Genomic DNA, 14463 nt, shown 5'->3' with positions numbered 1-14463 from the left:
GGCCGGCGCGCTGGCCTGCACCGCCAATGGCGCCCAGTCGAGCGCGCCGGATGCGGATGCGATCGCAGCCCTTGCCGATACGCTGATTTGCCGCGCCGAATAGCCCGTGCACCTCGAAGAATGGCTGCGCCCGGCAAGAAACCGGTAACCGTCTTCGCTTTTCCCCGCGATCCGTACACCCGGTCGCAAGCCGGCCCGTGCAATCTTTGAGGCTACCGGGATCCACCGGGTGCGAGCGAAGGAACCCTCATGCTGCGCTATCTTGTCATCGCCGCCGTCGTTGTCGTCGCGGCGATCTTCGGGCCGCGCTTGACGCAAAAGGTGGTCGACCGGGCGGCGACGGAAACGCGCGCGGCAACAGTGCGCGATGAGGTGCCGCCGCCGCATACGGCCAAGCGCACGCTGGTGATCAAGGCCGACCGCAGCGGCCATTACCGGACCACCGTTCGCCTCAACAACCACGCCGTGGATGCGCTCATCGACACCGGCGCCACGGCCATTGCCCTGCCGGCGGAGATCGCGCGCCGGTCCGGCGTTCGGCCCAAGGCGTCCGATTATACGGTGCGGGTCAGGACCGCGAATGGCATCGTGCGGGCGGCGTCCGCGCGCATCGGCGATGTCCGGCTGGGCAGCATTCGCCTCAGGAACGTGGAGGCGCTTGTGCTGCCGGAGGGCGCGCTGGAGGTGACGCTTGTCGGCATGTCGGCGCTGGGTCGGCTGCGCACCGTCGATATGCGCGCCGGCACCATGCGCCTGGTGCAGTAAGGCCGTCGCCGGGACTAGACTTCGCGGAACGAACGGCCCATTGCTGAGGTCTTGGCGACCGCCGAACAGGCCCCGTGCCCGGTGCCGAAGGATCGCCTTTCCCACCTTGCCAAGGGGCTGCACAGAACCGATGAAGACCGTTTTCTCTGCCGGGCAGCTTGCCCATGATCCGCGACATGAAATCTCAGATGGCGAGCTGAAACCGGCCGTGGAGATCCCGGCCCGGGCCGAGATCGTCCGTGCGCGCATTCTTGAGGCCGGAATGGGCGACATCCTCGCGCCGGAAGAATTCGGCATGGCGCCGCTCGCCCGGGTGCATGATGCCGGCTACCTCGATTTTCTCGACAGTTTCTGGACCCGCTGGACCGAAGCGGGGCGCGGCGGCGAGGCGTTTCCCTTCGTCTGGCCGGTGCGCGGCCTGCGCGCCGACCCGGTGCCGGACCATATCGACGGGCTGCTGGGCCGGTATTCCTTCGATGCCGGAACGCCCATGGGAGAGGAAACCTTCGCCGCGGCCCGCGCCAGTGCCAATTCCGCGCTGACCGGGGCGCGCCTCGTCGCCGGCGGCGACCGCGCCGCCTTCGCCCTCTGCCGCCCGCCGGGACACCATGCGGCGGCCGATTACTATGGCGGCTACTGCTTCCTCAACAATGCAGCGATTGCCGCCCAGTGGCTGCGCGATGCTGGCGCGGCGCGGGTGGCGATCTTCGATGTCGATTACCACCATGGCAACGGCACCCAGGCGATCTTCTACGACCGCTCCGATGTGCTGTTCCTGTCGGTCCATGCCGATCCGCGCGAGGAATACCCCTATTTCCTCGGTCATGCGGAAGAGACCGGGATCGGTGCCGGCGAGGGCTTCAACGTCAACTATCCGCTGGCACCGGGGGCGGACTGGGGCGTCTGGTCGGCCGCGCTCGATGCCGGGCTGGAGCGGATCGCCCGCTTTGCCCCCGATGTCCTGGTCGTCTCGCTGGGGCTCGATCCTTACGAGAAGGATCCGATCTCGCGCTTCCGGTTGACCCAGGACGACTTCACCCGGCTCGGCGCCCGGCTGGCGCGGGCTGGCCTGCCGACCCTGTTCGTGCTGGAGGGCGGCTATGCGGTCGATGCGCTTGGGGTCAATTGCGTCAACACCCTGACCGGGTTCGAGGCCGGCTGACGCCCCGCATCCGCGACCATCACGCCGGCCGCCATTTCGCCGGCCCTGATCATATTGGCCATGGTCAGACCGGGAAGCCGAGGCCCTGAAGATGCTGGCGCAGGGCCTCGGGGCCGGTGAAATGCACCGCCTCCATGCCGGCGGCGCGCGCACCTTCCACATTCGGCAGGCTGTCGTCGATGAAGATCGTCTGCGCCGGGTCGAGGGGATTGCGCTCGAACAGGATGTCGTAGATCCGCCGGTCCGGTTTGACGCAGCGTTCATGCGCGGAGACGACGATGTCGCGGAAGGAATTGGCGAGGAACGGGAAGCGCTCCTGGCATTCGGCGAACTTCTCGCCGGAAAAATTGGTGATCGCGTAGAGCGGAACGCCAGCGGACTTCAGCTCTTCCAGCAGCGTCACGGTGCCGTCGATGGCGCTGGGCACCATGTCGTGCCAGCGGCTGTCCCAGGCGCGGATCGGCTCCGCATGGTCGGGAAACAGCGCCAGCCGCTCGGCGATCGCGTCCTTGAACGTCCGGCCCAGGTCCTGTTGCAGGTTCCAGTCATGGGTGCAGACCTCGGCGAGAAACCGGTCGGCTTCCTCGTCATTACCGAAGATATCCCGGTAGAGCAGGCGTGGATCCCAGTGGATCAGCACGTTGCCGATATCGAAGACGACCGTGTCTACACTGTGTGGCATGATAAACCCTGTGTGAATCGTGGGGACGGAAGATAGCCCGATACCTCGGATTTGTGACAATTCGTCGGTTCCGGGAAACGGTCGGACTGATGATGCACCGGTTTCGGCAAAAGCGGATGGCGGGATGGCTCGGTACGGATCTGCGAAAGATCAACCGGAAGCAGCGGAGTGTCAAAGTGCAAGCACCAAGCGGTGTTCCGTCCGGGCATGGCTCGGCGGCCTGTGCCTTATCCTCCTTTGCCTGCTTTTGCCCGCCGGCGCCGTCAGGTCACAGGAAATGCCGCCTCAAGAGGATGCCGTGGAGGACCTCGCGCCCCCCGCCCTCTATCTGCCCTGGCCGGAGGAGGAGCTTGCGGAAGGCGGAGGCGAGGGCGATGCCGACGATCCCGACGCCGCGCCCGATGCTGCGCCAGATGGCGCTCCGGGTGAAGATCGGACCTTCGATCCGGAACTGACCGCACTGCTGCCGGTGCTGCGGGTTGGGCTGGTGCTGGATCCGTCCGCCGGGGATTTTACCATCGCCGAACCGTTCCGCGCCGCGCTGGAGGCGGGCCTGCGTATTCCGGTGATGCTGATCGCCTATCGCGATCTGCCGCATCTGCAGCGGGCAATCATCCGGGGCGAGGTCGACTATGCGCCGCTGTCCGCCTCCGCCTATGCGGATGCCTGGCGGCGCTGCGCCTGTCTTGAACCGCTGCTGGCTCCGCGCGGGGAGGATGGGGCGACCGGCTGGCATGCGGTGGCCCTCGTTGCCGCCGAGGCGCCTTATCGCGATCTGGCGGATCTGGCGGGTGCCCGGCTTGCCACCTCCGGTCCCGGCTCGACCGCCGGTTACCGGGTGCCCTTCGCCGCGCTGCGCGAGGAGGGGCGGGACCCGGAGACGTATTTCGAGCAAATCACGGCCTACGATGGCCCGGTTGCCGCGGCCATGGCCGTTCTTGCCGGCAAGGTGGATGTGTCGTTCGGCTGGCTGCCGCTGGGTGGCGACGACCCGCCCACCCGTGGCACCTTGCAGGATGTGGCCAAGGAGCGGGGCGGCGCCTCGGGCTTGCGCGTCGTCTGGTCCTCCGGGGCAATCGGCAACGCGCCGCACACCATCCGCCTCGGCGTGCCCGTCGCCATTCGCGAGCGGATCGCCGAGGTGCTGTTGGCGCCGCCTGCGCCGGGCGAGGCGGCACCGCTGGCAATCTCGCCGCACGGCTTCGTGCCGGTGGCCCAAGCCGATTACGCCCCGGTGCTGGCCACCTATCCGCAAGGCGGTGGCCGCACGGGGCGGCTGCGGCCGCTGCGGCCGGTCAGCCCCTGATCAACTTGCGGGCCGCCCGGGCGATCATCCGTTCCTCGTCGGTGGGAATGCGCAGCACGGTCACCGCCGAGCCGGGCGCGGAGAGCACCTCCGCATTGGCCGCATTGGCCGCCTCGTCAAACGCGAGGCCGAGCCACTCCTGCCCCGCGCAGACCATCTGCCGGATCAGCCGCGAGTGTTCGCCGATGCCGCCGGTGAAGACCAGCGCGTCGAGGCCGCCGAGCACCGCCGTCAGCCCACCCAGCTCGCGGCGGATCCGGGCGACGAAATGCTCGATTGCCTGGGCCGCGCGCGGATCGTCCGAGGCCTCCAGCTCGCGCATGTCCGAGGAGATTTCGGACAGGCCCTTCAGCCCGGAGTCGTGGTAGAGCAGGGTGGCGATGGCATCACCGTCCATGCCCCGCTGCTGCATCAGGTAGAGCAGCACGCCCGGGTCGATCTGGCCGCAGCGGGTGCCCATCACCAGCCCGTCCAGCGCCGAAAAGCCCATGGTGGAGGAAATGCTGCGCCCCTCATGCATGGCGCACATGGAGGCGCCATTGCCCAGATGGGCGGCGATCACCCGCTTTTTCGCGATCTCCGGGGCGATCTCCGCCAGGCGGCAGGAGATGTAATCATAGGAGACGCCGTGGAAGCCGTAGCGGCGCACGCCCTCGTCGTAATACTGGCGCGGCAGGGCAAACACGGTCTCGGCGAAGGAATGGCCGCGGTGGAAGGCGGTGTCGAAACAGGCGACCTGCCGGGCGTTCGGGAAGGCGACCCGCGCCGCGCGAATGCCGGAGATGTTGTGCGGCTGATGCAGCGGGGCGAGCGGGATCAGCCGTTCCAGATCCTCCAGGATCCGGTCGGTCACCTCCACCGGGTCGCCGTAGTTCGGGCCGCCATGCACCACCCGGTGGCCGACGGCGAGAACGCGCGCGTCCGGCAGCGCTTCATCGAGCCAGGCGACGACCACCGCCAGCGCGCTTTCATGGCAGAACGCCTCCTTCGGCGACAGCGCCCGGTCGGCTGTCGGAACGTCGCTGTCGCCGGAAATCCGCAGATGCGGATGCTCCGTGCCCAGCCCGTCGACCTCACCATGCAGGTGCGAATGGTCCGCGTCGAACAGCTGGAACTTGATGGAGGAAGACCCGGCGTTGAGAACGAGGACGGAACCGTCGATGGTGCTCATTGGCCGGCCTCCCCGGTCAGGGGCGTGTCGGCGGTGAGCGCGGCGCCGTTCTGCTGCCAGTAGTCGTAAAGCAGCGCCAGAACGCAGGAGCTGAGCCGGGCCCGTTCGTCGTCGGCACGGCTGGTGAGGATCACCGGAACGCTGGCGCCGATGACAAGGCCGGCGGCCTCCGCATGGGCGATGAAGGTCAGCTCCTTGGCCAGCATGTTGCCGGCTTCAAGATTCGGGGCGATGAGGATGTCCGCATGCCCGGCGACCAGCGAGGTGATGCCCTTGGTGCGGGCGGCCTGCACGTCGATGGCGTTGTCCATCGCCAGCGGTCCGTCGACGATGCCGCCGGTGATCTGGCCCCGTTCGGCCATCTTCGACAGCACCGCCGCGTCGATGCTGGAGGGCATTGCCGGATTGACCGTCTCGATCGCCGACAGCACCCCGACCTTCGGTTCCGACATGCCGATCGCCCGGCCGAGATCGATGGCGTTCTGGACGATGTCGACCTTGGCGAGAAGGTCCGGCGCAATGTTGATTGCCGCGTCGGAAATGATCACCGGCGAGGGCCGGCCGGGAATGTCCATCACGAAGCAATGGCTGAGGCGCTTGCCGGTGCGCAGGCCGCCGTCGCGCTTGACCACGTGCTTCAGCAGCATGTCGGTGTGCAGATGCCCCTTCATCACCGCTCGGGCGCGTCCCGAATGCACCAGCGAGACGGCCATTGCCGCCGCCGCGTCCTCGCGCGGCACGTCGATGATCTCGATGCCGGAAAGGTCGGCGCCGATTTCCACCGCCGCTGCCTCGATATCGGCGGTCTTGCCGACCAGGATCGGCACGATCAACCCTTCGCGGGCGCCCAGCAGCGCGCCGCCGAGCGAATGCGGATCGTCCGGCGAGGCGACGGCGACCGGCAGGGCCGGCAGCCGGGCGGCCAGTTCGGTCAGCCGGTCGAAATGCTGGTGCCGCTCGATCAGGATGCCCGGCAGTTCGGCGGCATCGAAGGTGATGCGCCGGTCCGGTGCGGTCACCACTGCTTCGCCCTCGGCGATGACGGTGCCGTCGGAGCGGGTCACCCGGGTGTCGAGGTCGACCCGGCGATCGGCCGCCTTGTTGGTGACGGTGGCGGTGACGGTCAGGTTGTCGCCAAGGTGAACCCGGTCGAGAAAGCGGAAGGTCTGGCTGCGATACACCGTCCCCGGGCCGGGCAGGACATTGCCGAGCACGGCGGAAATCAGCGCGCCGACCCACATGGAGGGGGCGATCGGGTCGTCCTTCTTGCCATCGCCCGTCCAGTCGATGTCGGGGATGTGCACCGGATTGATGTTGCCGGAGGCATGGGCGAAAACAAACAGATCGTTGATGGTCAGGGCCCGCGACAGGGTTGCGCTTTCCCCGATCTCGATTTCGTCAAAGGTCCGGTTTTTTGCCATTTGGTCTCGTCCTCCTAGCCGGCGGCCTGCCCGGGGAGGGGGCGGCCGTGGCGCTCTAGCCATGCGCCGCCCGTCTGGGGCGGCCGCTTTCCGGTCAACATCGGGTCTGATCGTGAAAAGGGAATGAACCCCGGGGCGGGATGCGTCGCGTGTCACTGGCAACAGGTCACGCTGGTGCTGATGCGCGGACGCAGATAGTAGGTGTCTCCAAGGGTGATCGTGCCGGTGCCGAAGATATCCTTCGCCATGCCGGAAAACATTGGCGTGAATGCGTATTCGGAGGTGGCGACGACCAGATAGGTGTTCTTGGTCTTGGTCAGCGCGGCTGGAATGGGGATCGGCGGGGGGCTGCCGTTGGCCCAGGCGCCGGTGTTGCTGGCGCGGCTCCACTCCACCTGGGGTTTGTCCACGTCCTTGATCCAGATGCTGGCGACCACGAGTTTCAGATCGGTGCCCGGGTAGGGCGACAGGATCACATCGCCCATCTTCAGGATATCGGCGATCTCGCCGCTGGACAGCTTGTCCGCCTGGGCCACCAGATCGGCGACCGCGCTGCTCGCCTGACTGACCTTGCGGTCGAGAGTGAGTGCGTTGTTCAGCTCCAGCATGCCGATGAACAGGAGCACCATGAAGGGCAGGACCAGCGCGAATTCGACCGCCGCCACGCCCTGCCGGTTGCCGGCGAAGCGGGCGAGCAGACGGCCGATTTGCTGCCGCGCGCCCATCAGTTCCCCCCCGATTGGCCAGACCCGCCGCCGCCGCCCTGCTGGGTCGACCAGGGGAACGGCTCATTGCGGAACACGGCGGTGGAGACCAGCAGCCGGTCGCCCGATCCAAGGTCGCCGTAGTTGGTCTTCATGAGCGCGGAGAAGAGCGGCCAGCGATACAGCGCACGGACGATGACGATGTCGCCTGCCTGACCGTGATTGTAGCCGATATCCTGGGTAACATTGCCGGTGTCGTCGATCAGCTGCTTTGGCGAGAAGCCGCCGAACCCCTGGATCTTCTCCACGTCGAGCGTCAGCCGGTCGGCGCTGATCGGGAAACCTGCGACGCTTTCCATGACCTTCGCCTTGAAGGTTTCCTGATCGAAGCCCTGGGCGTGAGCCTGTCCGGTACGGATCAGTCGGGCCGCATCCATCACCGCGTTGTTCAGCACCTGATTGGCGAAGAACGACAGACCGATCTCGATGATGCCGAACAGCAGAAGGAAAAACGGGATGGCGACAAAGGCGAATTCGATCGCCGTGGTTCCCTCGCGATTGCGGATGAAGCCGCGCAGGAGCCGCAGCCTCGGAAGGCGGAGGGACAAACGCTGTCGAAACATCAAACGCCCGTTCATGGCTGGGTTTATCGCCTAGTTGGTGACCCCGGCGGCCTTTTCCGACATGTCGTTGCGCGAGGTTGCCTGTTTGGTCTGGGCCTCGAAAGCGTCGGCATTGTCGCCCACGCGCAGCACCGGCTCGCAGTCCGGCGCGCAGGAATAGGTGGTGCGCGAGGTGTTGCGCATCACAGTGACCACATCATTGCCCGAGGTGCTGACCCGGATCACCTCGTCGATGATCGGCTCGCCCTTCTTGTCGAGAATGACCAGGTTGGTGGTGCCGTAGAGCTTGCCCGTCACCACCACCGTCTGCCGGTCGTACATGGTGACATCGGCAATCGCCGGGTTGCCGACGATGACCGTGTCCGCGGGCGCGTCGATACGGAACACCTTGGCACGGTCGGTCATGACCTCCACCGCCCCGTCCTGGGCGATGGCGGGAAGGGATGACGAGATGCACATGGCGAGCGTGATTGCCGCCAGACGGAAAAAGGCTCCCGGCTTTTTGCGAAAAAACGACACCATGGCTGGCTCCTCGGACGAATTCCTACCCGAATGTGAAGGAGATTGGTGAAGGAAGCGCTAACGGGCCAGGCGCCGCCATGTCCCCAAGGGACAGGCGGGAGCGGGCCCGGCCCGACCGACGGGATTGCGAAGGAGGGGCGCGAAGGTGTCATCATGCCGAAATATCTCCAGAGAAAATATTTGAAGGTTATTAACCATAGGATGACGCGAGTGCCCGTTTGTTGTTGTGCTCGCCAAATTTAACCTTGTCGCAAGGAGTGGCTTCTATGTTGGCAACATCTTCGATCGACTGAAAAGTTGAAGACAAAGCCGACGAAGTGGTGCTGTCAAAACAAGTTGAATATTAGGAGCCAACCGATGAAGAATCTTCTCGCCCGCTTTGCCAAGGATGAATCCGGCGCGACCGCCATCGAATACGGCCTGATCGCCGGCCTGATCTCGATTGCCATTGTCACCGCCGTCGCGGCCGCTGGCGGGTCGGTCGCCAGCATCTTTGGCAAGGTTTCGACTGCGCTGGGTACTGCCGATGGCAAGGTGAAGTAATCACGGCAATCCTTTGCCCAGTGCCATGGTCCCGCCGGGTGTCGTTGACCACGTCGCCGGCCGGGCGCACTGGGAGGGTTGACGCGGGCGGCGCCAGCCGCCCGCATCCGTTTCCGCCATGGTCTTCTCGCCAGCGGGGACGGACATCGGCTCGGGCCGGCCCCTTGCCGGGGCAGCGTGAGCGCCGGACGCCAGTCTTTGCCGCTCGCGGAACCAGAGGCTCTGCCAGCGGCTGTTCGAAGGGATGTTGAGATGCTCGAAGCGGCGTTGCTCGTGGTGTTTCCCTGCCTGGTGGCCTATGCCGGCATGTCGGATCTGTTCACCATGACGATCCCGAACCGGGTGTCGCTGTTGCTGATCGCCGGGTTTGCCATTCTTGCCCCCTTCATTGGCCTGACACTGACCGATATCGGTCTGCATCTGCTCATGGGGGCCATGGTCCTTGTCCTCTGCTTCGGCTGTTTCGCCATGGGCTGGATGGGCGGCGGCGACGCCAAGATCGCCACGGCGGTCGGGCTCTGGTTCGGGTTGTCCCCGGCCATGCTGGAATTCGCGGTGTTCGCGTCCGTCTATGGCGGGGTGCTGACGCTGGCCATCGTCTATTTCCGTGGCGTCGACTATCTGCCGCCGATCCTGCACAATCAGCGCTGGGTGCTGCAACTGCACGAAACCTCGCGCGGCATTCCCTATGGCGTCGCCCTGGCGCTGGCGGCGCTGCAAGCCTATCCGCACTCGGTCTGGTTCGCGGCCCTGTAGCAAGACCGTGCAGTGCTTTCGCCCTCGAAATCTTAACAAGACCTGAAGATTGAGTTGCGATAAGACCGTTTTGCAAAAACGTTAATATTCGTTCATCAACATTGCTCACACCTGATTAACCATGTCTTGACCATTTCTGCCCCACAGTAAAAACGACAGGGGTCGGTTTGCGTGATGCATCCGGCGCGGAATGGTTGTTTGCGTGGGTGTTAGGGACATGAAAGTCGCACGGTTGGTTATCCTGGGTGTGGCGCTGGGCGCGGGTCTTCTGGCGGCGCGCATGATGATGGGCTCCGCGCCGGACCCGGTTCCTCAGCAGGCAAGCGCTCCCGCGCCTGAAATCGAGCGCAAGGAGGTGCTGACCGCCGCCAGGGACGTGGCGCTGGGCACGGCGCTGTCGGCCAATGATCTGAGCTGGGCCGAATGGCCGAAGGATCTCGCACCGCAAAACGCCATCCTGCGGTCCGACCGGCCCGATGCGCTCGATGAATTCGTTGGCCAGATCGCCAAGGCGCCGGTCTATGCCGGTGAGCCGATCCGCGCGGAACGGCTGATCGCCACCGATCGCGGGTTCATGGCGGCGATCCTGCCGAAGGGCAAGCGGGCGATCGGCGTGTCCGTGGAGGCGCTGACCACCGCCGGCGGTTTCATCCTGCCTGGCGACAAGGCGGATGTGATCCTGACCCGCCAGGTGAACGCACGCGGTGGGAATTCCTTCACCAGCGAGACCATCCTTCAGAACATCCGCGTTCTTGCCATCGACACCACCACGGCCGGCGAGCAGGACGAAAAGACCCTGACGCCGGGCCAGACCGCGACGCTGGAGCTGACGCCGGAGCAGGCGGAGATCGTCGCCCAAGCCAGTCAGCTCGGCACCATCTCCCTTGTGTTGCGCAGTGCGCAGGATTCCGCGGATGACGCGGAGGAAGAGGCCGTCGGCGGCGGCGTCAATTTCGTGAAATTCGGCGTGCCCAGTCATTCCCGGACCAACCGCTAGGACGAGATGGGGCGATGACGTCAAGGAGAACAAAAATGTTGGCACAACGGGTCCTCGGCATCGGCATGGCGTTTGCCCTGACCTTGGGCGCTCTCGCCTGGGCGGACACGGCCTCCGCCCAAGGCTATCCCAAGACCGTGAACATCGGTGCCGGCGAGCGGGTCGCGGGGCGGATGCTGCGGGTTGGGCTTGGGCGATCCGTCGTGGTCAATCTGGGCGAGGAAGTTAGCGATGTGATCGTCTCCAATCCGGAGATCGCCGATGCGGTGGTGCGCAGCAGCCGGCGGGTGTTCGTGTTCGGCAACAAGGCGGGGCAGGCGAGCCTGTTCCTGTTCGGCCGGGGCGGCAACCAGATCGCCAGCTTCGATCTTGCGGTGGAGACGGACACGACCGACCTGAATGCGATGATCCGACGCGCCGTGCCGGGAGCGCAGGTCCGGGCCGATTCTGTCAATGGCAACATCGTCCTCACGGGCACCGCCGGCAGCACCGCCGAGGCGCAGCGGGCGGCCGATCTGGCGGCCCGCTTCAGCGCCCGGGGCGGCGAGGGCGGCCTGCCGGTGCTGAACATGATTTCCGTCTCCGGCAAGGACCAGGTGCACCTGAAGGTGACGGTTGCCGAGGTCGAGCGGTCGATCATCAAGCAGCTCGGCGTCAATCTAGCCGGCAACATCGGCATCGGCAACTACAACATCGGCTTCAACAACCAGCCGCCCTTCACGGTCAACACCAATGTGATCGGTCGGGCTGCTGGCGGCCTCTATGACGCCGCCAACCCGGCGGCGGCGGCCGGCTTCGTCGCCGGCGCGACCCAGATCAAGGCGAATATCGAGGCGCTGCAGCGCGATGGCGTGATCCGCACCCTGGCCGAGCCGACCCTCACGGCGATCTCCGGCGAGAATGCCAGTTTCCTGGCCGGTGGCGAGTTCCCGATTCCGCTGTCCAACCAGGATGGCCAGATCAGCGTCGAGTTCAAGAAATTCGGTGTCGGCCTCGATTTCACGCCGGTGGTGCTGAGCGGTGGCCGGATTTCCCTGCGGGTCAAGACCGAGGTCAGCGAGATCACCCAGGAAGGGGCGGTCAACATCGGTGTCCTGACCATTCCGGCGCTGAAGGTGCGTCGGGCCGAATCCACCGTCGAGCTGCCCTCCGGCGGCACCCTGGTCATGGCCGGTCTCCTGAAGGAATCCTACAAGCAGGACCTCAATGGCGTGCCGGGGCTGATGCAGGTGCCGATCCTCGGTGCCTTGTTCAAGAGCCGCGATTTCCTGCGTCAGGAAACCGAACTGGTGGTGTTCGTCACCCCCTATACGGTCAAGCCGGTGGCCCGGTCCGAGCTGGTGACGCCGGTCAAGAACCTGGCGCCGGCGACCGATGGCGACACCATTTTCCTGAACCGTTTGAACCGGGTCTACCGGGTGTCCGGCGAAGCGGGCAACGGCGCCTATCACGGCAATGTCGGATTCATCTACGAATGAGGACCGGACCCATGCAGCCCTGCAAAATCAGATATGTGCGCGCATCGGCCGGTCTCCGGCGGCGCGCGGTCCCCGCAGCGGCCCTGCTGGCCACGCTGCTGCTCGCCGGCTGCCAGTCCCAGCCGACCTACGATGCGCTGGCGGCCAACGATTATCGCCTGCGCCATCCGATCACCGTGCGCGAGGCGCCGCAGACCATGGATCTGCCGATCGGTACCGGTTCGCGCCAGTTGTCGCCGCAAATGGCGGCGGCGATTTCCTCCTTCGGCGGCGATGCCCGCGCCCAAGGCGGCGGTACGGTGGAGATCGTCGCCCCGTCCGGTTCGGCGAACGAGGCGGCGGTGCATGCTCTTTTGCCGCAGATCCGCAAGGCGCTTGTCCGGGGCGGGGTGGCGCGCAAGCGGATCATCACCCGCAGCTATCCGGTGCATGACACCGAGGTCGCCGCGCCGGTGCGGCTTGCCTACATGACGATGCGCGCCACCGCCGGTCCTTGCGGGCAATGGCCGGATAACATTACCGGCGGTTCGCCCACCAAACACAATCCGCAGCTCAACAACACGCTCTATTCGAACTTCGGATGCTCCGCCCAGGCCAATCTGGCGGCGATGGTCGAAAATCCCGCCGATCTCCTTTATCCGCGCGCCTCGGCGCCGGGCGACCAGATGCGCCGGGGCACCGTTTACGAGAAGTATCGCAAGGGTGAGAAGACCGCGTCCGACTACAAGGAAGGCGATGGCGCGCAGATTTCCGATGCGGTTGGCAATTGACCGGGGGAGACAGACCGATGAAGGAACCCGCATTTGACGATGCGCTGGCGGACGGGCCGTCTCTGTCGCAACTGGCCGATCCGGTGACGGAGCCTCCGGTCGACACCATGGCGCTCCGGTCGATCCCGCGGATTGCCATTCAGGCGTTTTGTGAGAGCGAGGCGGTGATCGGCGTCATCGAGGGCGTTGGGGCCGACCGGCGCATGGCCAAGGCGCATGTGAAGGTGCACAAGGGTGGGATCGCGGCGGCGATCGAATTCTACCGCAGCGCGCCGACGCCGAACCTGATCATGATCGAGAGCCGGCTGGCCCCCGCGAAGTTGCTGGAGGGGCTTGATGACCTCGCCGAGGTCTGCGATGCCGGGACCAAGGTGATCATCATCGGCCACGTCAATGACGTGCCGCTTTACCGCGAACTCATCCATCGCGGCATCAGCGATTACCTCGTCGCGCCGATCGACCTGTTCCAGGTGATCCGTACGATTGGCGATCTCTACACCGATCCGGACGCGGAACCGCTTGGCCGGACCCTTGCCTTTGTCGGGGCAAAGGGCGGGGCCGGCGCCTCGACCGTGGCGCATAACGTCGCCTGGTCGATCGGCCGGATATATGACAGCGATGTGGTGTTGGCCGATCTCGACCTCGCCTTCGGCACCGCCGGTCTCGACTTCAATCAGGACCCGCTGCAAGGGGTGCATGAGGCGGTGTCCTCGCCTGACCGGCTCGATGAAACGATGCTGGATCGCCTGCTGGCGAAATGCGCCGACCGTCTCAGCCTGCTGGCCGCGCCCGCCTCGCTGGAGCGGACCTACGATTATGGCGAGACCAGTTTCGACGGGCTGGTCGATGTGATGCGTCAGGGGGCGCCATCGGTGGTGCTCGACATGCCCCATGGCTGGACCAACTGGATGCGCAAGCTGTTGACCTCTTCCGATGATGTCATCCTGGTGGCCGAGCCGGATCTGGCGAACTTGCGCAATGCCAAGAACCTCGCGGATACCTTGCGCCAGTTGCGGCCCAACGATCCGGCGCCGAAGCTGGTGCTGAACCGGGTCGGCGTGCCGAAGCGGCCGGAGATCAAGACGGCGGAATTCGCCGGCGCGCTCGGTCTTGAGGCCATCGCGATCATTCCGTTCGAGCCGCAGCTGTTCGGAACCGCCGCCAACAACGGTCAGATGATTGGCGAACAGGATGCGCGGCACGCGACGGCGGCCCTGTTCGAGCAGATCGCGCAAGCGGCCACCGGACGCGGCGAGGCCCGCCAGGAAAAGGGGTTGGCGCTTGGATCGTTGATGACGCGGATCCTGAAACGGGCATCGAAATAAACCGTCCGGCAACGGGCGATCGGTCCACTCGCCCCGGCGAGGGACAAAGTTGAGAGCAGGTGACAATGTTCGGTCGACGAGGCACATCATCTGGAACGCCGGTTTCCCGCCCGCAGGAAGCTGCGGGCGCGGTGGCGCAAGAGCGTGCCGACCCGTCCCCTTCCAATCCGATCCCTGCCGCCGCGCCGCCGCCCTCTTCCGCGCCGCCGCCCGCGCCCGCCGCGTCGGCCAGACCGGC

The 14463-nt window shown here is 65.8% G+C and carries 15 protein-coding genes; 9 read left to right on the top strand and 6 right to left on the bottom strand.

The features are described from left to right. Positions 1 to 249 precede the first annotated feature (249 nt). Positions 250 to 765, top strand: coding sequence for a retropepsin-like aspartic protease family protein (locus tag LC062_RS20950; protein ID WP_224913092.1), 516 nt, complete (start codon positions 250 to 252; stop codon positions 763 to 765). A 130-nt stretch (positions 766 to 895) separates the two neighbouring features. Continuing rightward, positions 896 to 1927 carry a histone deacetylase family protein gene (locus tag LC062_RS20945; protein ID WP_224913090.1) on the top strand — a complete coding sequence of 344 codons (1032 nt, stop codon included), beginning with the start codon at positions 896 to 898 and terminating at the stop codon, positions 1925 to 1927. A gap of 64 nt (positions 1928 to 1991) precedes the next feature. On the opposite strand, the gene LC062_RS20940 is transcribed toward LC062_RS20945, so the two are convergent. Beyond that, the gene (locus tag LC062_RS20940) at positions 1992 to 2609 is read right to left on the bottom strand and encodes an HAD family hydrolase (RefSeq protein ID WP_224913088.1); all 618 of its coding nucleotides are present in this window, start codon (positions 2607 to 2609) and stop codon (positions 1992 to 1994) included. A 277-nt stretch (positions 2610 to 2886) separates the two neighbouring features. Between LC062_RS20940 and LC062_RS20935 the strand changes: the two genes are divergently transcribed. Beyond that, positions 2887 to 3915 (top strand): phosphate/phosphite/phosphonate ABC transporter substrate-binding protein, encoded by a 1029-nt coding sequence (locus LC062_RS20935; RefSeq protein ID WP_224913086.1) that lies wholly within the window; start codon positions 2887 to 2889, stop codon positions 3913 to 3915. On the opposite strand, the gene LC062_RS20930 is transcribed toward LC062_RS20935, so the two are convergent. From LC062_RS20930 to LC062_RS20910, 5 genes are all read right to left on the bottom strand, one after another. After that, the gene (locus tag LC062_RS20930) at positions 3905 to 5086 is read right to left on the bottom strand and encodes an acetate/propionate family kinase (protein ID WP_224913085.1); all 1182 of its coding nucleotides are present in this window, start codon (positions 5084 to 5086) and stop codon (positions 3905 to 3907) included. The two genes, LC062_RS20935 and LC062_RS20930, sit on opposite strands and share 11 nt — an antisense overlap. Then, positions 5083 to 6507 carry a bifunctional enoyl-CoA hydratase/phosphate acetyltransferase gene (locus LC062_RS20925; RefSeq protein WP_224913083.1) on the bottom strand — a complete coding sequence of 475 codons (1425 nt, stop codon included), beginning with the start codon at positions 6505 to 6507 and terminating at the stop codon, positions 5083 to 5085. The genes LC062_RS20930 and LC062_RS20925 overlap by 4 nt, the downstream gene beginning before the upstream one ends. A gap of 152 nt (positions 6508 to 6659) precedes the next feature. Then, the gene (locus tag LC062_RS20920; RefSeq protein WP_224913081.1) at positions 6660 to 7232 is read right to left on the bottom strand and encodes a TadE/TadG family type IV pilus assembly protein; all 573 of its coding nucleotides are present in this window, start codon (positions 7230 to 7232) and stop codon (positions 6660 to 6662) included. Further along, positions 7232 to 7819, bottom strand: a complete 588-nt coding sequence (locus LC062_RS20915; protein ID WP_224913079.1) for a TadE/TadG family type IV pilus assembly protein — start codon at positions 7817 to 7819, stop codon at positions 7232 to 7234. Before LC062_RS20915 ends, LC062_RS20920 begins: the two co-directional genes overlap by 1 nt. A 45-nt stretch (positions 7820 to 7864) precedes the next feature. After that, on the bottom strand, positions 7865 to 8356 hold the full coding sequence (locus LC062_RS20910) for a pilus assembly protein N-terminal domain-containing protein (RefSeq protein WP_224913078.1): 492 nt from the start codon (positions 8354 to 8356) through the stop codon (positions 7865 to 7867). A 357-nt stretch (positions 8357 to 8713) separates the two neighbouring features. Between LC062_RS20910 and LC062_RS20905 the strand changes: the two genes are divergently transcribed. The 6 genes from LC062_RS20905 (at position 8714) to LC062_RS20880 (ending at position 14225) form a co-directional block, all read left to right on the top strand. Then, positions 8714 to 8899, top strand: coding sequence for a Flp family type IVb pilin (locus LC062_RS20905; RefSeq protein WP_224913077.1), 186 nt, complete (start codon positions 8714 to 8716; stop codon positions 8897 to 8899). A gap of 252 nt (positions 8900 to 9151) precedes the next feature. Further along, on the top strand, positions 9152 to 9655 hold the full coding sequence (locus LC062_RS20900; protein ID WP_224913076.1) for an A24 family peptidase: 504 nt from the start codon (positions 9152 to 9154) through the stop codon (positions 9653 to 9655). Between the two features lie 217 nt (positions 9656 to 9872). Then, complete coding sequence (gene cpaB, locus LC062_RS20895) at positions 9873 to 10652, top strand: Flp pilus assembly protein CpaB (protein WP_224913074.1); 780 nt, start codon at positions 9873 to 9875, stop codon at positions 10650 to 10652. Between the two features lie 35 nt (positions 10653 to 10687). Beyond that, the gene (locus LC062_RS20890) at positions 10688 to 12130 is read left to right on the top strand and encodes a type II and III secretion system protein family protein (protein ID WP_224913072.1); all 1443 of its coding nucleotides are present in this window, start codon (positions 10688 to 10690) and stop codon (positions 12128 to 12130) included. 11 nt (positions 12131 to 12141) lie between these two features. Beyond that, the gene (locus LC062_RS20885; RefSeq protein WP_224913070.1) at positions 12142 to 12900 is read left to right on the top strand and encodes a CpaD family pilus assembly protein; all 759 of its coding nucleotides are present in this window, start codon (positions 12142 to 12144) and stop codon (positions 12898 to 12900) included. Positions 12901 to 12917: 17 nt separating this feature from the next. Next, complete coding sequence (locus LC062_RS20880; protein WP_224913069.1) at positions 12918 to 14225, top strand: AAA family ATPase; 1308 nt, start codon at positions 12918 to 12920, stop codon at positions 14223 to 14225. Positions 14226 to 14463: the final 238 nt, after the last annotated feature.

This window comes from Stappia indica, from assembly GCF_020177335.1.
GTDB lineage: Bacteria > Pseudomonadota > Alphaproteobacteria > Rhizobiales > Stappiaceae > Stappia > Stappia indica_B.
The sequence above is the reverse complement of the archived record's forward strand: the minus strand, read 5'-3'. Positions and strand labels throughout refer to the sequence as shown.

Coding starts and splice junctions, on each gene's coding strand:
- LC062_RS20930 (WP_224913085.1), bottom strand. CDS start 5,086: ATGAGCACCATCGACGGTTCCGTCCTCGTTCTCAACGCCGGGTCTTCC.
- LC062_RS20905 (WP_224913077.1), top strand. CDS start 8,714: ATGAAGAATCTTCTCGCCCGCTTTGCCAAGGATGAATCCGGCGCGACC.
- LC062_RS20935 (WP_224913086.1), top strand. CDS start 2,887: ATGCCGCCTCAAGAGGATGCCGTGGAGGACCTCGCGCCCCCCGCCCTC.
- LC062_RS20940 (WP_224913088.1), bottom strand. CDS start 2,609: ATGCCACACAGTGTAGACACGGTCGTCTTCGATATCGGCAACGTGCTG.
- LC062_RS20920 (WP_224913081.1), bottom strand. CDS start 7,232: ATGGGCGCGCGGCAGCAAATCGGCCGTCTGCTCGCCCGCTTCGCCGGC.
- LC062_RS20880 (WP_224913069.1), top strand. CDS start 12,918: ATGAAGGAACCCGCATTTGACGATGCGCTGGCGGACGGGCCGTCTCTG.
- LC062_RS20910 (WP_224913078.1), bottom strand. CDS start 8,356: ATGGTGTCGTTTTTTCGCAAAAAGCCGGGAGCCTTTTTCCGTCTGGCG.
- LC062_RS20900 (WP_224913076.1), top strand. CDS start 9,152: ATGCTCGAAGCGGCGTTGCTCGTGGTGTTTCCCTGCCTGGTGGCCTAT.
- cpaB (WP_224913074.1), top strand. CDS start 9,873: ATGAAAGTCGCACGGTTGGTTATCCTGGGTGTGGCGCTGGGCGCGGGT.
- LC062_RS20945 (WP_224913090.1), top strand. CDS start 896: ATGAAGACCGTTTTCTCTGCCGGGCAGCTTGCCCATGATCCGCGACAT.
- LC062_RS20890 (WP_224913072.1), top strand. CDS start 10,688: ATGTTGGCACAACGGGTCCTCGGCATCGGCATGGCGTTTGCCCTGACC.
- LC062_RS20950 (WP_224913092.1), top strand. CDS start 250: ATGCTGCGCTATCTTGTCATCGCCGCCGTCGTTGTCGTCGCGGCGATC.
- LC062_RS20885 (WP_224913070.1), top strand. CDS start 12,142: ATGCAGCCCTGCAAAATCAGATATGTGCGCGCATCGGCCGGTCTCCGG.
- LC062_RS20925 (WP_224913083.1), bottom strand. CDS start 6,507: ATGGCAAAAAACCGGACCTTTGACGAAATCGAGATCGGGGAAAGCGCA.